We start from the raw sequence: 18,909 nt of genomic DNA, 5'->3' as shown, positions 1-18,909 counted from the left end.
CGGTCTCTCTCGTCTTATGCCGGCGCCACATTCCTAAGCAAGCTCTCACCGCGCAGGCATAACGCTAATGGTATCATACTGTTGAGCAGCAACCTGCTCCGAACCAAGGGCATCTATGGTTATAAACGTTATGCATCGCCTACGAATCATTCTGCTGTTGCTCACCACGCTGGCGATTGCCGGCTGCACGTTTGTGCGCGGCGAGCCAGAGCCAACGACGACCGGCTATAACCGGCCCGCTGCGCCGGCGACCCGTATCCCGTTGCCAGCCGAAACCCCTGCGCCGGCAGGCGGCGCTGTGAGCGGGTTGAATCTCTCGCCAACCCCAGCGCCACCGGTGGCAACGATCGCGCCAACTCCGACCCTTGCCCCGCTGAGCCGGGATCAGCGCCTGCAAATCTTCCAGCAAGTGTGGGAAACGGTGCGCGACAATTATTTGTACGAAGACTATAACGGTCTCGACTGGCAGGCAGTACGCGCCGAATTGCAACCAAAAGTCGAAGCTGCGGCGACGCCAGAAGAGTTTTACACGATCATGCGCGATATGATCGCGCAGCTTGGCGATGACCACTCGCGGTACGAGTCACCGCAAGAAGTGGCGGCCCAGATCGCCGAAGCGCGCGGCCAATTGCAGTATGGCGGCATTGGCGTGAGTGTACGCACGATTGATGAAGGCGGTTTGATCACGCGGGTCGTTGCCGGCGGGCCAGCCGATCAGGCCGGGTTGCGCCCGCGTGACCTGATTGTAGCGGTAAACGGCATTCCGTTCAATGACCCCAATGCGTTTGGCCCTGCCGGTGCGATTGGCGCGGTGCGCGGCATTCCCGGCACCACGGTGCGGCTGACGGTCAAGCGCGGCGACGAACCGCCGCGGGACGTTGAGGTGATGCGGGCCGTGATCGACATTGCGATCTTCAACCGGGTGACCGCCGAGCGGCTGCCCGGCGACATCGGCCTGCTCACCATCCCCAGTTTTTATGTCGATAACGCCGATACGCAAGCCCGTGACGCGCTTACCAGCCTGCTGGCCGGCGGGCCAGTGCGCGGGATGATCATCGACGTGCGCGACAACAGCGGCGGCTACATTCACGTGATGCGCAACATCATCGCTCTTTTCCAAGATGGCGGCAGCATCGGCGCGTCGGTTGGGAGGCGCGATCGGGAAGAGCAACGCATCCCGCGCGGCCAAACCATCCCCGGTCTCACTGACATTCCGGTGGTGGTGCTCGTCAGTGACGAGACGGCGAGCGCCGCCGAGATGTTCGCCGCCGGGATGCGGGTGTTGCGCCAAGCCACGATTGTCGGCGTACCGTCGGCAGGCAATACCGAAAATCTTTACGGGTACGAGTTTAGCGATGGATCACGTTTGCTACTAGCCCAAGTCGCTTATCAATTGCCTGACGGCACCCTTATCGAAGGCACCGGCGTCGTGCCTGATGTGCTGATTGAAGCGGAATGGTGGCGCTTCCCGCCGGAAGAAGACCCGCAACTGCAAGCAGCAATCAATCTCCTCAAGTAAAACTGCATGGCCGTGCGGCTCTCGCCTCGCCAGCGATGGCAGCCGCACGGCAGTGCGCCTTCATCGCCGTACCCGGCCTTGCCACCAGCGCCACGCCCCCGCACCCACCACCGCCGCCAACATGAGCAAGATCGGCTCGACCGGTAACCGATAGCGAGTATTACCGGCCACCGAGATCGCATAGGGTACGGTAAACGCAACCAGCCACCAGAGGCAGAGCCATAACGCTGCCCGGTAGCGACGATACGCGATGACCGCACCGATCACGGCCAGCAGCAACAGGGGGATCTGGATCGCGTAGCGTATGAGGTAAAAGTACCCCGGCTCAGCAATGTTTTCGCTGGTGATTTGAAAGGTCGGCGAAATCAGCCACAGATAGCCGATCCGCTTGATGGTCAGCTCAAGGAAGCGATCGGGATGGGCAGCGATCCACTGCCACGCTTCCCGCTGCAACACGGCATAGCGTTCAGCTTCGTTGAGCGAAGCGAGATAGGCCGCTCGCTCAGGCGCGAGCGTATTCGGCATCGGCTCGCCGGCCATGGTGTAGAGAAAGCCGGTAGCGTTAGGATTATTGCCCATCCAGAAATTGAGGCCAAACGAGGTTTTGAGCGGCACAAAGCGATGAAACACCAGATAGTTGCGCACCGTCCACGGCGCGACGATGACCGCCGCGACCAGCGCTGCGCCGGCCAGCAGCAACGCGCTCTGTTGCCGTGCCGACGGCGTTTGCCGGAACCAGTAGAGCAAGACAGCTCCCGGCGCAGCCACCAGCAAGATCGGCTCGGCCAGCAACCCAACACCCCAAACCAAACCAAGCAGCGCCGCGCGTTTCCGGTTTGGATGGGCAACAAACAGCACGATGGCGTAGAAAACGAGCGCGGTACAAAACGCAGTCACAATCGCCGGCGAAATCTGCTTACAGAAATAGATCAAGGGCGGATAAACCGTTGTCGCCGCCGCCGAGATAGTCCCAACCACCGGCGCAAACACCTGTGCAGCAATCTTGCCAATCAGGTAAATGATCAGGGCGGAGAGGACTGCCTGCACCAACTCAACGGCCAGAAACGGCAGAGGTATGCCGATCCATAACCAAAACGCCAACAATAACGGGTAGAGTGGCGTATTGAGCGCCGTCGGCTGTTCAGGGCCAAGCCAGCCGCCGCCGGAAAACCCCTTGCCGGCAACCAGATTGTGGGCCACAATCCCATATTCGGCGGTGATTGGCGCGCGATAATCATTGAGCACGAAAACGGCTGCCACCCGGATCGCCAACCCGATCACGGTAAGCAGCCATAAGAGGCGATCAAACCGGTTCATCGACAACATCAAAGTAGAACGTTGGCGTATCGTAGGAGGGGCATAGCGGCGTTATGCCCCTACGATGACACGCCGCGCATCATCTGGATCCGTTCCCGGATCGTCATGACTTCACTGCGCAAATGGCTATCGGTATTAATCTCCTCAGCAATCTTCTCGCAACCGTACATCACCGTCGTGTGATCACGTCCGCCGAGCAGATTACCGATATCGACCAACGAACTCTCGGTCTCTTCGCGCAGCAGATACATCGCGACTTGACGCGGCACCACCACGTGGCGCGAGCGATTGCGAGCGCGCAATTGCTCGACTTCGATCCCGTAATGTTCGCTCACCACCTGCAAAATCGCCTCGGCGCTGACGCGGCGGCGGCGCTGATTGCCTAACAGATCGGCCAGCGCAGCCGTTGCCGTATCGATGGTAATCGGCAACCGGTTGAGTTCGGCGTAAGCCGCAACCCGGTTGAGGCTCCCTTCAAGTTCGCGGATATTGCTCTGAATCTTGTGGGCCAGAAAATCGATCACCTCATCAGGCACATGCACGCTCATCTGCTCGGCCTTCGCGCGCAGAATCGCGGTGCGCGTTTCAAGGTCGGGCGGCTGGACATCGACGATCAAGCCCCACTCGAAGCGCGAACGCAACCGCTCTTCGAGGGTCAGAATCGCCTTGGGCGGACGATCAGAGCTAATCACAATATGCTTCGCCGCCGAATGGAGCGTATTGAAGGTATGGAAAAACTCTTCTTGGGTGGCGTCTTTGCCGGCAATAAATTGAATATCGTCGATCAGCAGCACGTCGATATTCCGGTAGCGCATGCGGAACTCTTCGGTCTGCTGGCGGCGAATGGCATTAATCAAATCGTTGGTAAATTTCTCAGACGAAACGTACAGCACATTAATTTCGGGATCGCGATCGAGCACGCGATTGCCGATCGCGTGGAGCAAGTGGGTCTTGCCCAAGCCGACGCCGCCATACAGGAAGAGCGGGTTATAGGCTTGGCCGGGATTATCGGCCACGGCGAGACAAGCGGCGTGGGCCAAGCGGTTGCTCGAACCGACAATAAAGCTGGAAAACGTATATTTGGGATTCAGCATCCCCGAACGCATTGCGCTGGCCAAATCGAGTTGGACAGCGCGCTCGCTGGCGCCATTGCCGGGTGCAAAGGCCGGCGCGGCAGATTCGGCGATCATCGGTTCAGGTTCAGCAGCAAACCGCGACCCGTTGAACGAGGCAGGGAGCAATTCAGGGCGCAACGATGGGCTAGCAATCAGCACCTGCACTTGCACCGAGTAGCCGACAACCCGCGTCAGCGCGTTGCGGAGCGGCATGAGTAACCGGTTTTCCAGCCCTTCCTTCTGGGCCGGTGACGAGACCCCAATCCGCGCCACCCCGTTGTCAAGCGACAACAGCGTTGCCGAGCGCAGCAGCGCATCGTAATCATGGCGCGAAATTTGCGATTGCAGGGCGGTCAGTGTTGCTTTCCAGATTTGAGTTAGGTTCACGCTGCGCCTCCTTGCGAGCCGCGCTTAACCCTCGCGCACATAATGAATTACCCGCGCCGAAACGCGGGATCGGCAACGCCGTAGTTAACATTTCAGTCGCAGTGCGCTCGTGGTGAGAGCAGGCAGCAAGTCTTCAATTGACGTGGTGTGATCATACTCGATCTGTCCCTATATTTCAAGCAACATAATGCGGGAGATCTATAAATGTTCCTTATAGTGATGAGATGTGGTAGGCACTTGTTTCTTGTGATCGTAGCGAGACAGAGACTGTGTTATGTTGAGATTAAACTGTGGATAATTGTGGATAAACCAGCAAACACTTTGCGGGGCAGCTTCGATTTTAGCGCATCGTGGTGCGCTCGTCACCGATCGAACAACGAACACGATCACCCTGCCTTGCATGTGGATAATGCGTGGACAGGCGGGGAGAAGGTCGTGGATAGTGGTATGGCGCAGCGGCTGTCATCGCTGCGCCATTATTCCGGGAGATCAACCGGCGGCAGATCGGCAAGGCTCGTTAAACCAAATTGTTGGAGAAAGGCCGGAGTCGTGGCGTAGAGAATAGGCCGGCCCAGCGTTTCGAGGCGGCCAGCCTCACAGATCAGATCGCGCGCCAGCAACGCGCGCAGCGCAGCACTACTATCAACGCCACGAATAGCATCAATCTGGGCGCGCGTGATAGGTTGGCGATAGGCAATAATCGCGAGCGTCTCGAGCGCGGCATGTGACAGACGCTGGCCATGTTGCGCACCGAGCAAGCGCCGGATGGCCGGCGCCGCTTCCGGCGCGCTGACCAACATCACCTGATCAGCGTGGCGCTGAAGGCGAATCCCGCGCTGCGCATAACTTTGGCTCAATTCATCGATGGCCGCGGTAATTTGCTCTTGCGTCGCCTCTAACACGCGCGCCAATTGCTCGATCGTCACTGGTTCGCCGGCAACAAAGAGCACTGCTTCAATCAGTTGCGCCAACGAAGGTGGCGCCGTATCGGGAAAGAGCGCCGGCTGGTCGGGCGAACCGGCATTGGTTGTTAGTGAGACGTGGTCAGATTCAGTCATGGGCTCTGTTCAGGCATCAGGCTCTATCCAGAAGATGATTGCTTATGGTATCATAACGGCTGCAAGTGCAAGCAGGAAAGGACGTTGCCAATGAGTGAGCGCCGTCGTGGCATTTCCCGCCGGCAAGTGATTGCTGGTTTCTTTACCCTCTTGGGCTTTTTGATGTTGTTTAACTACGTACCGCTGGCACTGGCGGGCGATACCGTGGTAACCCGCATTGCGTTAGCGGTGCCGCAACCGGTGATCGCCTTCCCCACGGCGTGGAGCCTGACCGTTATCGGTTTGATCGCACTGATTGCCGGCGGGCTGGGCCTGAGCAACCGCGCCCAACGCTGGGCCGACGGTCTGCTGTGGACGAGTGCGGTGCTCTTGTTTCCGGCCATTCTGATCTGGGCCGCAGCCGGGAAACAGACCAATGCGACCGTAATGCTCAGCGAATCATTACGCCTTGGCACACCGCTCGCGCTCGGCGCATTGGCCGGGATCTGGGCCGAACGTTCGGGCGTGATCAATATCGCCATCGAGGGCATGATGCTGATGGGAGCCGCCTTTGGCTTCGCCATCTTTATCTTCACCGGCAATATCTGGGCCGGCGTGATTGGCGCAGTTATCATCGGCGGCGTCATGGCGCTCTTGCACGGCGCGCTCTCGATTTCATTCCGCACCGACCAGATTATTAGCGGTACGGTGGTCAACATTTTAGCGATTGGCGTGACCGGCTACCTCAGGCGGCAATATATCGTTGTGGAAGGCGGCGGACGGATCACGCTGCCGTCGATTTCCGGCCTGCTGGCCAACGCCGGTTTCCCTGATCTTGCCCGCTCGCTCGAATCCATTCCGGTGTTGGGGACGTTGATCTTCAGCGGCAAGCCAATCTTTTTTGCTATGCTGCTCCTTGTGATCATGACCCACGTCGTGCTCTTTATGACCCGTTGGGGCCTGCGCACGCGAGCCGTGGGCGAGAATCCCAAAGCCGCTGACACGGTTGGCATTGCGGTCAACCGGATGCGCTACTTCAACGTCTTCATCAGCGGGTGCATTGCCGGGCTCGGCGGCGCATGGTTCTCGTTGGAAACGGTGGGCCAATTTGACGACGGGATGACGGCTGGCAAGGGCTTTATCGCGCTGGCAGCGATGATCTTTGGCAAATGGATGCCGTTTGGCGCCTTCGGCGGCGCAATGCTGTTTGGCTTTGCCGAGGCTTTAGGCACACGCTTCCAAATCTTGCAGGTACAGGTCTTTGGCGGCCCGGTGCCGGTGCAATTTTTGCAAATTACCCCGTATGTGGTAACGATGATTGTGCTGGCTGGATTAATTGGCCGAGCTGTCGGGCCGGCGGCGGTGGGCAAACCGTATGAGAAACAATAACCGCACAGCAGCGATAGCATCGGCAAGGCAGAGATGAATGATCATCTCGCCTTGCCGAACACGCCCAATTTAGACCAGCCCTTCCGCTTCGAGCCATTCCTGCACATCGGCATCGGTAGGGCTGGCCTTACCGCCGGGAATATACCGGAACCGATCGCCATACCCTTCCATCACCTGATTGCGCAGCGCTTCCGCCTCGGCGCTTGGATCGGTGTCGGGCACCCGCAACACCTCACCGGAGTTTAGGTCGAGATAAAAGCTCACAGCCGGGTCGGTCTCGGCCAGCGCGGCGCGAATTTGCTCACGATTGATGTTAGCGGCCACAGCATCCTCCAGTGGATTGACGACGGCATACGAACGACCGCCGAATCACGATGATGGTACACGAACCTGCCCGCTCTTGCAAGTTGACGGTGTGGTAACGTTTATCGTAATGAGTCGTATAGTATCTGTGAGGAGCGCCTGTGAGCGATCCACCATCTGACGAGCTCGACCTCGTCAACCGGGCTTGCGCCGGCGACCAATCGGCATGCGCCACGATTGTCCAGCGCTATACCGGCATTTTGTATAATCAGGCTTATCGCATGCTCGGCGATGCGTTCGAGGCGGAAGATGCAGTGCAGGAAGTGTTCTTGCGCGCCTTTCGCCATCTGCAAAGCTATGATCCGTCGCGCCGGCTCGTCACGTGGCTGTTGACGATCGGATCGAACTACTGCATTGATCGCCTGCGCCGGCGGCGATTCAACTGGTTAACGTTGGAAGATGTCGCCTTTTGGCTGCCAAGCACGCAGCCGGGGCCAGAACGAAGCGCCTTGCAGAGCGCGCAGCGTGAAGCGGTGCAACGGGCATTGCAACGGCTGCCTGAGAGTTATCGCGGCGTGACTGTACTCCGCTATTGGCACGATCTCTCGTATGACGAGATCGGCGCTATCTTGGGCTTAACCGAAGCAACCGTCAAGACCCGGCTGCATCGGGCACGCAAGATGCTGCAAGAGGCGCTGGCCGCTGAGGAGGAAGTATGGAATACGGAAGGGATGGCGAGTTGACCGATGCCGAGCTGGCTGAGGTCGAAGCCGAGACGCGCGCGTTGCTGGCGCGGTGGGGCGAACCGAAGATGGCAGCGCCGCCAGCCGATCTATCGGCACGAGTGGTACGGCGCCTCTCCACCACTCCTGCGCACCGTGGCTGGCGCTGGCGGCCACTCTGGTTGGCTGCGCCGCTCGTCTTGCTAGTACTGGGGGTCTGGGGATTGAGTATTGACAGCAACGGCCCCGCCTCGCTGTTCGGCGATCCAGCCACCGGCGCCGGACGGTATGTGTTGGGGATCACCCTCGTCGCCAAGCCGCTCTGGCACCTATGGCTGGCCGGCGCCGGATGGTGGCTGCTCGGATTGTTCGTCCTCGTTGGCGCTGGCTGGCTCTGGTGGCGCTTGATTCTCGATGCACCGTTGGCTGAGGTTTGGCAGTGATACGACGAAGCTGGTTGCTTGCAGTTATCCTCTGGTTGGCAATGCTCGCTATGCCGGCGCGCGCGTTTGCGCAAGGTCCAGCGGCGCTGGTCATCGCTGCCGGCGAGCAGTACCGTGGCCACGTCGCCACGTTCGATCAACCAATCGTGATACTGGGCGAGGTTGATGGCGATGTGACGAGTTGGGCCGGCTCGATCACCGTGCAAGGCATTGTGCGTGGCGATGTGGTGAGCTACACCGGTACGATTACGTTAGCTCCCGGCGCCATTGTTGAAGGAAACGTCCTTTCAATCGCTGGCGGCGTAGAGATTGGATCGCGCGCCGGCTTGCATGGCACTGCAATCGGGATCGAACCGCTGGCCGGATCGGCGGTCGCCACCGCGCTGATTGGCACGCTGAGCGGCCAAACCATCGTCCGCCGCTGGTTGCCGCCGGGAACGACCGGGGTGCTCGGTGCACTGATTTCGGCAATGCTCTGCGTGGCGATCGCACTCATCTGGCCGCGCCGCACTGCCGGGATCGGGCGAGCGTTGCGCGCCGCGCCAGTGCGCAGCGCCGTGGTTGGCCTGCTCTCAACAATTCTTGCACTCTCGGCGTTACCGCTGGTGGTGGGGGTATTGACCCTCAGCCTCGCCGGTCTGTTCCTCCTCCTGCCATTGATCATCCTGCTGCATGTGCCGTATGCCATCGGTCTCACCGGCATCGCGCGCGCGATCGCAGCCTCATGGCCACCCGGCTGGGCGCTCAAGCCGCCGCTGGCCGCCGCACTCGGCGCGCTCATTGTGCTCGCGCCGCTGGTCGTTATCGGTATGGTTGCGCCGGCACTCGCGTTGGCGTTAGGTTACGCCGTGGCGAGCTGGGGGTTGGGCGCAGCGTTGATTAGCCGCGGCGGTGCGTTGCCGATTTGGCGCGACGAGTGGCCGGCGGTGAAGCACAGTGGTTAGCTGGTAGCGACGTTTTTGGCAACGTCGCTACCTATACGCTAGCCGCCAGCGCAACCAATAAGAGGCCAAGCACACAACCCAGCAATATCCCCAACACAATGAGCAGGCTGGGGTAGAGCAATACGGCCAGCGTCGCCTTGCCGCTATCAAGCCGGTGCACCACAGCAGTGCCGCTCACGAGGATGATAAACCCCCACCCCCACGCGATCATCGAGAGCGGAAAGTTCAAGACCGGAATAAAGGTGAGCGCATCGAGGGCATGGGGCGCAACCGAGAGCGAGCCGACCGCGACCATCGCGCGAATGCCGCCTTGCCCGCCGAGTTGGCGGGCAGCGAGATGGGTGAACGTCACCGCGAGCAACATACCGCTCAAGTAGGTGAGCGGCGTCGAGACAGTCTGGCCGATCGCTTGCAAGACGAGCGCAACCGGTCGCGGCAAGGCGGTAGGGATCGTAATAAGATCACGCACCATCTGCGCTACCTCATCTTCGCTCTCTTGCAGCAAGCGAATGACTTCGCGCTGCTCAGGCGTGTTGGCAGTGGCTTGCTGTTGTTCAAGCGACTGGCGGTAGTTCAGTATTACCTCTTGCACAATCCGTTCCGGGTCAGTGACGTTGATTAGCGCACTCGCACTCTGGATCGCGCCAACGAGCAACCCTACCATCAGAATGATCAGAAATCCGCGCCGCACCCCGTCAGGCGCGTCGCGCATCTCAGTAAATACCCGTTGGTTGAGGGTCAAAGCCCCATTGAAGGTATCGATCACCGGCATATCATCTCCCCTGCGCGGTGGCAACCAGTACTGCCAAAGCGCCACAACTGAACAGCATCAGCAACACAACCAACACAATCGGCCCGATCAGCGCCGCCCAAAACGCGCGCCATGCCGGCAGATTGTGCGCTGCGCGCAGGCCAAGATAACACCCGATCAAGCCAAGCACCGTCGTACCGGCAACTTGCGCAAATGGCACAATCTGCACCACCGCCAGCCAATTCGCGCCACTCGCTAACGCCGTGCAACCGAGCGTTTGGGCAAAGGTGCCTTCACCGCCAAGCGAGCGAGCGGCGAGATGGGCCACAAAGCCATAGATCAGCCAGCTCAACAAATAAACGAACGGTGTGGCAATCGCGCCGATCAAGCCACTCCAGCGGAGCGGCACCACAATCTGGGCCAATTGGGTAAAGAACGGTTCGAGATCGAGCGCCGGATTCACCCGTTGCAGTTCGGCAAACAAGGGCGTACGTTCAATGCCGCGCTGGACAACATCAAGCACGGCCAGCAGATCGGGGCTAGCCAGCGTGCTGAGCAGATTGCCGATCACGCTCGCGGCCCCGACCACGATTCCCACCAGCGCCACAACCAGAAAGCCGTCGCGTAAGGTTGCCGGATTATCGCGCTGTGCGCGAAAAGCGTTGGGATCGAGAAACAGACCGGCAGTGCTGAGGCGGAAGAGGTAGCTGAGTGATTCCATTGCTTTCCTTGTGCTAAGCGAAGGAACCGGATCCTGAGACAGGTTACGCACGCAGATACGCCGCCCCTTTGCCGAGGCGGGTATTGATGGGAACGCCGGCGGCGCAGAGCGGGCACTCCTCGGCGGGATAGCTCTCAAGCGGCAATTCGGTCAACGCCACGAGGCGCGGCGCACCGAGATCGACCGCAGTGATGCCGCCGCGATTGCAGAGCGCGCCAACGCCGACCACAATCCCGCCGGCAGCCGTCACCGCCTCGACCACCAGCCGCGCCGAGCCGCCAGTGGTGAGGACATCTTCGACCACCAACACCCGCTTGCCGGCGATCAACGCATCATAGCCACGGCGAAACACCCGCCGCTTACCGGTCTCGGTCTGTTCTTCTTCAGCGTAGACCGCCAACACCTCCCGCCCGTTCAGTTGCGACAGATGGTGCGCCGTCCACTGGGCCATAATCACCCCACCCACAGTCGGCCCGGCTACCGTCTCGACGCCAGCATCGGCAAAGTGACGGGCCAACGCCGCACCGACCATGCTAGCGGCAGCCGTATGCGGATAGAGCGCATCTTTGTTCACGTAGCTGCTGCCATGGCGGCCAGAGGTATAGACAATGTGATCGTTGGTGACAATCGCACCCAACTGATGCAAGACAGCTAAGAGATTAGCATCACTCATAACGTTCTATGATCCTGTTCAAGCTCAGCTACGATTCGGGCCGCCGCCGCCGCCGGATCGCCGATCGCTGCTGGCGGGTTGGTAATCGGGCGGCCAATCACCAGATAATCAGCCCCGGCCCGCAGCGCGGCAGCAGGCGGCATCACCCGCCGTTGATCGCCTTCGCCGGCCCACAGCGGGCGAATGCCCGGCGTCACAATCCGCACATCGGGACAAGCAGCGCGGATCGCGCCCACCTCGTGCGGTGAAGCAACCACACCATCGAGACCGCAATCGCGCGCCATCCGCGCCAGATGCACCACATACTCGGCAACTTCCTGCCTCACCTGCAACTCGCCCGCCAACGCCGCCGCATCGAGGCTGGTCAAGACGGTGACGCCGAGCAGCAAGGGGCGATACGGCATGCTCTGCGCGGCAGCGACCGCCGCGCGCAGCATGGCGCTGCCGCCGGTACAATGCAAGGTCAGCATCCGCACCGCCGGGCCGAGTACACAGACGGCGCGCACCGCGCCGGCCACCGTATTGGGAATATCGTGCAGCTTGAGATCGAGAAACACGCTGCCGCCGACCGCCGCGATCGCCTGTACTACCTGCGGCGTGCCGGCGGCGGTACAGAGTTCCAGCCCTACCTTGAACCCGCCCACCTGCCCGCGCAACTGGGCAGCCAGCGCCACGGCACGATCAAGCTCAGGCGTGTCAAGCGCAACCAAGATGCGTTCGTGAGGAGGTACTTGCATTGTCGTCATGATGCGCTCACGTATGGATCAAGAAATACACGGCAACCCCTACGACCGTTGCCACCCAATAGAGCGCAAAGGCAATGCGCATAAACGGCTTGTAATTGGTGAAGCGCCAGCGCGCCGGCAGCCAGCCATTACCGACGAACACCACATACACCCCAAACAGCAGCGCGACCGTGCCAATCACCTCGTGAGCCGGCATCGCGACAAAGGCTGCCGCCGGCAAGGTAAGATTCTCATCAGGTGTGACAGCAAGCAACGATGGGATCATCACGCCGAACACCAAGACCAGATTGGCCGCTGCCGCGCCGGTTTGCAGCCAGCGGTGCGCAACATAATAGCCCTTCACCGCGAGATAAGCGCCAATGGTAAAAGCGATCGCCACCACAATACTGCCTACCAATGACACATCTTGGGCGAAGGTAGCCTTGGTGCCGAGAAACCCGCTCATCACCGCTCCTTGCCGGCAGCCAGCAACGCGCAGTTAATCCGGCGCGGCAGCAACGGCCCGCGATAGACCAAGCCGGTGTAGAGCTGGATCAAGCTCGCGCCGGCCTCGAACATCCGCAGCGCATCATCAGGCGAATGGATGCCGCCGACGCCGATAATCGGCAATGTGCCGCCGGTCGCGCGTGCAATCAACTGTACCACCTGCCGGGCGCGTTGGGCGAGCGGTTGCCCGCTGAGGCCGCCGGTCTCGGCGACTAACGCCGGATCGATCCCCTCAAGACCGCTGCGCCCAATTGTGGTATTGGTAGCAATAATACCAGCGACACCATGATCGGCGCACACGGCCAACAGCTCTTCGATTGCCGCATCGCTCAAATCCGGCGCAATTTTCACCAGCAGCGGGCGCGGCCCGCGTGGATCGGCGCGGCCCAGCTCAGCGTTATCGCGTTGCAACGCGGCCAAGAGCGCGCGTAAGTGATCGGCGTCTTGCAATTGGCGCAGGCCGGGAGTATTGGGTGAACTGACGTTAATCGCCACGTAGGCGGCATACGGGAAGAGCAGCCGGAACGAGGCGCGATAATCGTCGATCGCCTGATCGAGCGGCGTCACTTTCGATTTGCCGATCGAGACGCCAACCGGGATGGAAACCGGCGTCGCTGCCAGCCGTTGCGCTAAGGCCGCCGCGCCGGCATTATTAAACCCCATGCGATTAATCAGCGCCTCGCGCGCCGGTAAGCGAAACAGACGCGGACGCGGATTACCGGGTTGCGGGTGATGGGTGACAGTACCCACCTCGACAAAGCCAAAGCCAAGCGCAGCCCATGCCGGTAACGCCACGCCATCTTTGTCCATGCCAGCGGCCAACCCGACCGGGTTAGGAAAGTGAACCCCGAAGACAGTGCGCGCTAAGCGTTGATCACGGATCGCAGCGAGCACCTGCAGAGTGCGGCACAACGGGCGTGAGCGGCTCAGCAACGCCAACAGATGCAAGGTGCGTTCGTGAGCGGTCTCGGCATCGCCACCGCCAAGCCGGAACAAGATCGGGCGCAGCAGGAAGCGATATATCGTTAGATCAGAACGGTTCAACGCCCACCTCAGACAACTCATCGGCAAAGCGCTCGATATCGCGCGTGGTGCGGAGCCGGTCGATCCGGCTGAGCAACCGTTTCCGGTCGGCGCTCCCCTCAATCACTGCCCGTTCCAAATATTGGGTCAGATACAGCTTGATCACCTCAAGCTGATCGGCAGTCAGCGGTTCGCCTTGCATATAGCGTTCAACCGCGGCAGCCAGCCGCCCGGTCGTCTCTTCCATCCAGAAACGGGGCGGGCGAGCGACCGGAAACGGGTAGGGATAATCGGGGTTGGGCACAAACACCAACGGCCCAATCACTTCGGCGTTTTCGGGCAACGGATCGATGGTCATAGCGCGTCCTAGTGGATCTTCAACCCCAACAAGCGATACAAACGGTCAAAATCAAAATGGGCATCGAGCAATTCGGTAAAGCGGCGCAGCTTAGCTTCTTGATGGAAGCGCACGCGGCCAAATAGACGCTCGGCCCGATCAACCGTGCTGAGGGTATCATCGGCCACCAGAATAATCGGCACCTCCAGCTCGGCGGCGCGATCCATCACCTGCATTGTCGGGCGGATATTGCCAGTCAGCACCAGCGCGTTGGTGCTGGTCTGAAGGGCAATCAGTTGCAAATCGCTGCGATCACCGCCGGTAATCACCGCCTTGTTGGCGCGGCGGCGGAAGAACGACAGGCTCGCTTCGGCCCCCATCGCCCCGATCATCAGCGAATCGAGCATCTTCTCGCCCCACTCAGGCCGGCCAATGATTTGCCCGCCCAAATGCTGGGCCAGCTCGTTCACGCTCACGCCAGACAAGAGCCGGTCACGCGGCATAATCCCGAACACCGGAATACCCCGCCCTTCGAGGAACGGCGTCACCCGATTGCGGACAAACTCGCGGTGCGGCTCTTCGACCTGATTGATCAGCACCCCCAGCAAGCGATCGCCGACGTAGCGTTGCACGCTCAAGATGGTATCAACCGACAAGGTAGAGGTATAGCGGCACACCAGCAAGCCGGGAGCTTGGAGCATATCCGTCACCTGATCGGCAGTCAGATCGACCAGCGCCCCCTCGGCCCACGTATTGGTGCCCTCAAGCACCATCACATCCTTTTGGCGCGACACAGCCAGATAGGCGTCGCGCAGCGTCTTGGCGAACGAATGGGGCTGACCGCGCAAGATCGACTCAATCACCCCCGGCGTAATCAAGACCGGCGCGACCTGCTCCATTGGCGCATCAAGGCCAATCGTCTGGCGGATAAAGGCGGCATCTTCATCGAGCACCGCATCGGGCGTGTGCGTCACCGAAACGCTGACCGGCTTCATATAGCCGACGCGGAAGCCGTCTTGCTGCATACGGCGCAGCAGACCGACGCAAACCGCGCTCTTGCCGACGTAGGTTTCGGTTGAGGCGACATACAGTGTTGCCATCATTGCCTCCACTTAGTTGAGGATGATCCGGGCATCGAGGACGATCGCGCCCTCGCCTTCGTGATGGACGACGAGCGGATTAATATCCATCTCGACAATTTCCGGGAAGTCGGTGACCAATTGGCTGACCCGCAGCACCGTCTCTTCGATGGCAGCGATGTCGGCAGGGGGTTCGCCGCGCACGCCGCGCAAGAGCGGGTAGGCGCGGATTGAACGGATCTGCTCGCGCACCTCTTCGACGCTGAGCGGCGCGAGGCGGAAGGCAACATCTTTCAAGACCTCGACATAGATGCCTCCCATTCCCACCGCGATCAGCGGCCCAAATTGCGGATCGCGGCTGACACCGACCAAGACTTCACGGCCTTTGCGCACCATCTCTTGGACAAGGATACCCCAAATGCGGGCCGAGGGGACATATTTGCGCGCGCGGTACTCGATCAGCTCGAAGGCATCGCGCACCGCCGTGGCATCGCTCAGACCAACGCGCACGCCGCCAATATCGCTCTTGTGGAGAATATCAGGGCTAGAAATCTTCATCACCACTGGGTAGCCAAACTCATTGGCAATCGCGACCGCCTCTTCCGGGGTATGGGCCAACCGGCTCTTCGGCAACCGCATCCCATACGCTTCCATCACTTCACGCGCCTCGACCTCGCCCAATTCAACCCGGCCAGCCGCGCGCACCTCGGCAAATAATTGTGCCACGCGATCGCGATCAACGTCAAAATGGCGATAGGTGGGAGCCGGACGTTGTTGCCAGAGTGATTGGCGATACATTGCGGCCAATGACTGGACGGCGCGTTCGGGGAAGAGGTAATTCGGAATATGCGCCTCATTGAGCGCGCGCACCGCTTCAACAAGGCTGGCGCCACCCATAAAGCTAGTCACCACCGGCTTATTGGACTGCTTGGTGAGATCGGCAATCAGCCGCGCCGTCACCAAGGGGTCAGAGACAGCTTGAGGCGTGAACAACACGATCAAGCCATCGACATTCGGATCGGCCAGTGCCGCTTCAATCGCCCAAGCGTAGCGATCCGGAGTCGCATCACCAATCACATCAATGGGGTTAAAGAAATTAGCGTTGGGAGGTAATTTCTCTTGCAAGCGGCGGATCGTTTCAGGGGTGAACTCGGCCATTGCCAAGCCACTGCGCTCGACGGCATCGGTGGCAATAATCCCGGGGCCGCCGGCGTTGGTGACAATCGCCACCCGATTGCCGCGGATCATCGGCTGGTAAGCGAAGACCAAGGCCAGATCGAACAACTCGTTCATCGTGCGCGCGCGCAAGATACCGCTTTGGGCAAAAGCAGCCTCATACGCGGTTTCGGAACCAGCCAGCGAACCGGTATGGGACGACGCAGCGCGGGTGCCAGCGGCGGTCGTGCCGCTCTTGATCGCCACCACCGGCGTACACTTGGTCACTTCGCGCGCCACGCGAATGAAGCCGGGGCCGTCATCAATCGCTTCCAAATAGGCCAAAATCACCTTGCTATGCTCGTCACGATTCCACGCCTCAAGCAGCGCCACCTCATCAACATCGGCCTTATTGCCGAGACTAACGAAACGCGAAAAGCCAATCCCTTGCTGATAGCTCCAATCGAGAATGGCCGTGCAGATCGCACCTGACTGCGACATAAGCGCAATATTGCCGGGCAACGGCATCGCATTGGCGAACGAGGCATTGAGCTGGCTGATCGTATCGATAATGCCAAGCGAATTGGGGCCGATCATGCGCATGCCATAACGGCGCACGGTTGCCAACAACTCGCGCTCAAGCTCGCGACCAGCGCCGCCGACCTCTTTAAAACCGGCGGTAATCACCACCAAGCCGCGAATCCCTTTGCGGCCACACTCATCAACCGCCGCGTTGACGTGTTGGGGAGGAATGACGATCACCGCCAAGTCGATCGGATCAGGCACATCGAGCACCGAGGGATAGGCACGCAAGCCAAGCACTTCGGTGGCGCGCGGATGAATTGGATAGATGCGACCCTGATAGCCGTGGTCGATAATATTTTTCAGAACACGATGACCCAAACGCGCCGGTTCAGGCGACGCGCCCAGCACGGCTACTGATTGGGGAGCGAAAATGGCCTCTAACATAGCGTGGGTGCTCCTTTTCGCACACCTTGCCCATTCATCATAACCGATACGCGACATTGCGACAAGCGATGTTTCGTGCAACTGCCGCAATGATGCAAGGGTGCGCAGATATAACGATCGTGAATTGCAGTAGTGCAGACGAGTATGCGACCGGCATGTGGAGAAGGTTGCAGGATTGCCGGCAATTCTAGCGTATCGCACACACGACCAAGGAGCATGCAGCTCCCTGCATGCAGAGTAGCACGCAAGGTTACAAGCGCGGCTGCACGGCGTGGTTAATCGGTGGCTGGGGCGGTGGCGGGAGCAGGGGCAGGAAGCAACAGGAGCCAGTGTTCGAGCGCGCCAAGGGTAAAAAGACTGGCTAAGAGGGCCAAACGAATGGCCGCCGGATCGCCGAGATGCGCGCCAATACTAAACCAAAGCATAATCGCCAGCAGCGTAGCGACGGAAACGCTGGGGCGGAAAAACGCGCTCGGCGGGCCGGGCCGCCAGTAGCTAGCGAGAAAGGCAAGGTGGGCCGGGAAGAGTTCGACTTGCAGCGCCCGCACACCGTAGAGCACATTGAGCTTGGCGCTCTGCTGTAAGGCCCAGCTTAGCCCAAAGGTAAGCGGGCCAAGCCAATGGCTGGCGTCTTGCAACAGCCAAATCAGCAAACCCATCTCAAGCACGAAAGCGAGCTGGTGGTAGAAGTGGGTGCCGAGGGCGTAGAAGAAGCGCTGCACGCCATGCGCATCGGGCGGGCACGGTAGCCGGCGCGGCCCGGCCAATATACCGCTGTAGAAGGCGAGCTCGTGCCATGCCCACACTAGCAAGCCGGCAGTAAACGCGCGATACGCGCCAAGCGCGCTCAGATCGTGGCGTGTTACCAGCAATTCACTATGTGCGAAAAAGAGCAGCGGCAAACTGAGGAACACCGCCCAACCCGCTACCCGTTGCCCGCGCCGGTTGAGCCAGATCAGGCCGAAGGTCAGGCCTAGCCACAACGTGACGACCGTGAAGAGCGGCAACAGATAGTAGAAGGCGATGTCCATCCAATTCATAGCTGAGCTTTCTACCCACTTTTGCACTAATGTCATAATTGTACACGAAATGCAGCAGTTCGTGAAGGGCTGGTACAGAGAGAGGTATGCCTGAGCGGGCTAGTTCCGCTGAAGCAGGAGATTGCTGCGGTCGGGCGGCGCCAGCGGAGCTGTGCGCCGCACCTCCCTCGCAATGACAGACTGACCGGTTGTCATTGCGAGCCGTGCGGTAGGGGCAGAGCGTAGCTCTGCCCGCCGCGCGGCGAAGCAATCTCCCACGAGCACGAGAGCAATCTACTCAGCTATTTTTCGCTAAAGCAGGAGATTGCTGCGGTCGGGCGGCCCCTCGCTGCGCTGGGGCCGCACCTCCCTCGCAAAGACAGTCTATGAGGCATCTGTTCTGCTAGAACGGGAACTGGTACCGCCGAGAGCGCGGAGGTCGCAGAGAATACGCTATTTGGCCCGGCCCTGAAGGGCCGGGCTTGGGTTACGAAGCCCGCTGCGCGGGCTGATGCCCCCACCCCTTGCCCCTCCCCCGCTGGGGGAGGGGTGATGGGGAGCGCCGCATGGGGCTTTACGGCACCACACAGCGATCGACAGTTATACTCGATCAAACGTTCTGTCCGTTCTTCAACACTGGCGCGGGAGAGGGGCGCTGCTGTCACTCGTGCTACGATGCCGTTCCTGTCCACCACGCGGCTCCCCCTCTCCCACCTGACGGTGGGAGAGGGGGTTGGGGGTGAGGGTGTCAACGCAAAGCCGCTAAGGGGGCAA

Annotated in this window: 19 protein-coding genes; 5 read left to right on the top strand and 14 right to left on the bottom strand. The window is 60.3% G+C overall.

Going from position 1 to position 18,909, the window contains the following annotated elements:
• Nucleotides 1-130: 130 nt before the first annotated feature.
• On the top strand, nt 131-1,519 hold the full coding sequence (locus A6A03_RS10145) for a S41 family peptidase (protein ID WP_066787396.1): 1,389 nt from the start codon (nt 131-133) through the stop codon (nt 1,517-1,519).
• Between the two features lie 60 nt (nt 1,520-1,579).
• Here A6A03_RS10145 and A6A03_RS10140 read toward each other — a convergent pair whose 3' ends face one another.
• From A6A03_RS10140 to scpB, 3 genes are all read right to left on the bottom strand, one after another.
• The gene (locus A6A03_RS10140) at nt 1,580-2,836 is read right to left on the bottom strand and encodes an ArnT family glycosyltransferase (protein WP_172812300.1); all 1,257 of its coding nucleotides are present in this window, start codon (nt 2,834-2,836) and stop codon (nt 1,580-1,582) included.
• 59 nt (nt 2,837-2,895) lie between these two features.
• Entirely contained in the window at nt 2,896-4,338 is a 1,443-nt protein-coding gene (gene dnaA / locus A6A03_RS10135; protein ID WP_066787390.1) for a chromosomal replication initiator protein DnaA, read from the bottom strand.
• A 476-nt stretch (nt 4,339-4,814) separates the two neighbouring features.
• Entirely contained in the window at nt 4,815-5,396 is a 582-nt protein-coding gene (scpB, locus tag A6A03_RS10130; RefSeq protein WP_066787387.1) for an SMC-Scp complex subunit ScpB, read from the bottom strand.
• 90 nt (nt 5,397-5,486) lie between these two features.
• On the opposite strand from scpB, the gene A6A03_RS10125 reads away from it, so the two are divergent.
• The gene (locus A6A03_RS10125; protein ID WP_066787384.1) at nt 5,487-6,764 is read left to right on the top strand and encodes an ABC transporter permease; all 1,278 of its coding nucleotides are present in this window, start codon (nt 5,487-5,489) and stop codon (nt 6,762-6,764) included.
• A 69-nt stretch (nt 6,765-6,833) separates the two neighbouring features.
• On the opposite strand, the gene A6A03_RS10120 is transcribed toward A6A03_RS10125, so the two are convergent.
• Entirely contained in the window at nt 6,834-7,088 is a 255-nt protein-coding gene (locus tag A6A03_RS10120; protein WP_066787381.1) for a UPF0158 family protein, read from the bottom strand.
• 140 nt (nt 7,089-7,228) lie between these two features.
• Here A6A03_RS10120 and A6A03_RS10115 point away from each other — a divergent pair, with 140 nt between their 5' ends.
• The 3 genes from A6A03_RS10115 to A6A03_RS10105 are packed head-to-tail and all read left to right on the top strand — an operon-like array spanning nt 7,229 to nt 9,176.
• Nucleotides 7,229-7,810 (top strand): RNA polymerase sigma factor, encoded by a 582-nt coding sequence (locus A6A03_RS10115; protein ID WP_066787379.1) that lies wholly within the window; start codon nt 7,229-7,231, stop codon nt 7,808-7,810.
• Nucleotides 7,783-8,232, top strand: coding sequence for an anti-sigma factor (locus A6A03_RS10110; protein WP_066787377.1), 450 nt, complete (start codon nt 7,783-7,785; stop codon nt 8,230-8,232). Before A6A03_RS10115 ends, A6A03_RS10110 begins: the two co-directional genes overlap by 28 nt.
• On the top strand, nt 8,229-9,176 hold the full coding sequence (locus tag A6A03_RS10105; protein ID WP_076798240.1) for a polymer-forming cytoskeletal protein: 948 nt from the start codon (nt 8,229-8,231) through the stop codon (nt 9,174-9,176). Before A6A03_RS10110 ends, A6A03_RS10105 begins: the two co-directional genes overlap by 4 nt.
• Before the next feature lie 31 nt (nt 9,177-9,207).
• Here the strand turns inward: A6A03_RS10105 and A6A03_RS10100 are convergent, their stop codons facing one another.
• From A6A03_RS10100 to puhE, 10 genes are all read right to left on the bottom strand, one after another.
• On the bottom strand, nt 9,208-9,948 hold the full coding sequence (locus A6A03_RS10100; RefSeq protein ID WP_066787374.1) for a Yip1 family protein: 741 nt from the start codon (nt 9,946-9,948) through the stop codon (nt 9,208-9,210).
• 1 nt (nt 9,949) lies between these two features.
• Nucleotides 9,950-10,648 carry a Yip1 family protein gene (locus tag A6A03_RS10095; RefSeq protein ID WP_066787371.1) on the bottom strand — a complete coding sequence of 233 codons (699 nt, stop codon included), beginning with the start codon at nt 10,646-10,648 and terminating at the stop codon, nt 9,950-9,952.
• A 43-nt stretch (nt 10,649-10,691) separates the two neighbouring features.
• Nucleotides 10,692-11,321 carry a phosphoribosyltransferase family protein gene (locus A6A03_RS10090; RefSeq protein ID WP_066787368.1) on the bottom strand — a complete coding sequence of 210 codons (630 nt, stop codon included), beginning with the start codon at nt 11,319-11,321 and terminating at the stop codon, nt 10,692-10,694.
• Nucleotides 11,318-12,067, bottom strand: a complete 750-nt coding sequence (gene pyrF, locus A6A03_RS10085) for an orotidine-5'-phosphate decarboxylase (RefSeq protein WP_245668942.1) — start codon at nt 12,065-12,067, stop codon at nt 11,318-11,320. The genes A6A03_RS10090 and pyrF overlap by 4 nt, the downstream gene beginning before the upstream one ends.
• 7 nt (nt 12,068-12,074) lie before the next feature.
• Complete coding sequence (locus A6A03_RS10080; RefSeq protein ID WP_066787360.1) at nt 12,075-12,512, bottom strand: hypothetical protein; 438 nt, start codon at nt 12,510-12,512, stop codon at nt 12,075-12,077.
• On the bottom strand, nt 12,512-13,597 hold the full coding sequence (locus tag A6A03_RS10075) for a quinone-dependent dihydroorotate dehydrogenase (protein WP_082908954.1): 1,086 nt from the start codon (nt 13,595-13,597) through the stop codon (nt 12,512-12,514). Before A6A03_RS10075 ends, A6A03_RS10080 begins: the two co-directional genes overlap by 1 nt.
• Entirely contained in the window at nt 13,584-13,934 is a 351-nt protein-coding gene (locus A6A03_RS10070) for a hypothetical protein (protein ID WP_066787349.1), read from the bottom strand. Before A6A03_RS10070 ends, A6A03_RS10075 begins: the two co-directional genes overlap by 14 nt.
• 8 nt (nt 13,935-13,942) lie before the next feature.
• Nucleotides 13,943-15,013 (bottom strand): phosphotransacetylase family protein, encoded by a 1,071-nt coding sequence (locus A6A03_RS10065; protein ID WP_066787346.1) that lies wholly within the window; start codon nt 15,011-15,013, stop codon nt 13,943-13,945.
• A gap of 12 nt (nt 15,014-15,025) precedes the next feature.
• The gene (gene acs / locus A6A03_RS10060; RefSeq protein ID WP_066787342.1) at nt 15,026-17,116 is read right to left on the bottom strand and encodes an acetate--CoA ligase alpha subunit; all 2,091 of its coding nucleotides are present in this window, start codon (nt 17,114-17,116) and stop codon (nt 15,026-15,028) included.
• Between the two features lie 275 nt (nt 17,117-17,391).
• Nucleotides 17,392-18,156 (bottom strand): putative photosynthetic complex assembly protein PuhE, encoded by a 765-nt coding sequence (gene puhE / locus A6A03_RS10055; protein WP_066787333.1) that lies wholly within the window; start codon nt 18,154-18,156, stop codon nt 17,392-17,394.
• Nucleotides 18,157-18,909 lie beyond the last annotated feature (753 nt).

This window comes from Chloroflexus islandicus, from assembly GCF_001650695.1.
GTDB lineage: Bacteria > Chloroflexota > Chloroflexia > Chloroflexales > Chloroflexaceae > Chloroflexus > Chloroflexus islandicus.
Note: the sequence above shows the minus strand (reverse complement) of the source record. Positions and strands in the feature narration are given on the sequence as shown.

What these genes read in the sequence shown, in the direction of transcription:
- pyrF (WP_245668942.1), bottom strand. Translation starts at nt 12,067, where the DNA reads ATGACGACAATGCAAGTACCTCCTCACGAACGCATCTTGGTTGCGCTT.
- A6A03_RS10070 (WP_066787349.1), bottom strand. Translation starts at nt 13,934, where the DNA reads ATGACCATCGATCCGTTGCCCGAAAACGCCGAAGTGATTGGGCCGTTG.
- A6A03_RS10125 (WP_066787384.1), top strand. Translation starts at nt 5,487, where the DNA reads ATGAGTGAGCGCCGTCGTGGCATTTCCCGCCGGCAAGTGATTGCTGGT.
- scpB (WP_066787387.1), bottom strand. Translation starts at nt 5,396, where the DNA reads ATGACTGAATCTGACCACGTCTCACTAACAACCAATGCCGGTTCGCCC.
- acs (WP_066787342.1), bottom strand. Translation starts at nt 17,116, where the DNA reads ATGTTAGAGGCCATTTTCGCTCCCCAATCAGTAGCCGTGCTGGGCGCG.
- puhE (WP_066787333.1), bottom strand. Translation starts at nt 18,156, where the DNA reads ATGAATTGGATGGACATCGCCTTCTACTATCTGTTGCCGCTCTTCACG.
- A6A03_RS10140 (WP_172812300.1), bottom strand. Translation starts at nt 2,836, where the DNA reads ATGAACCGGTTTGATCGCCTCTTATGGCTGCTTACCGTGATCGGGTTG.
- A6A03_RS10100 (WP_066787374.1), bottom strand. Translation starts at nt 9,948, where the DNA reads ATGCCGGTGATCGATACCTTCAATGGGGCTTTGACCCTCAACCAACGG.
- A6A03_RS10080 (WP_066787360.1), bottom strand. Translation starts at nt 12,512, where the DNA reads ATGAGCGGGTTTCTCGGCACCAAGGCTACCTTCGCCCAAGATGTGTCA.
- A6A03_RS10110 (WP_066787377.1), top strand. Translation starts at nt 7,783, where the DNA reads ATGGAATACGGAAGGGATGGCGAGTTGACCGATGCCGAGCTGGCTGAG.
- A6A03_RS10095 (WP_066787371.1), bottom strand. Translation starts at nt 10,648, where the DNA reads ATGGAATCACTCAGCTACCTCTTCCGCCTCAGCACTGCCGGTCTGTTT.
- A6A03_RS10090 (WP_066787368.1), bottom strand. Translation starts at nt 11,321, where the DNA reads ATGAGTGATGCTAATCTCTTAGCTGTCTTGCATCAGTTGGGTGCGATT.
- A6A03_RS10145 (WP_066787396.1), top strand. Translation starts at nt 131, where the DNA reads ATGCATCGCCTACGAATCATTCTGCTGTTGCTCACCACGCTGGCGATT.
- A6A03_RS10065 (WP_066787346.1), bottom strand. Translation starts at nt 15,013, where the DNA reads ATGGCAACACTGTATGTCGCCTCAACCGAAACCTACGTCGGCAAGAGC.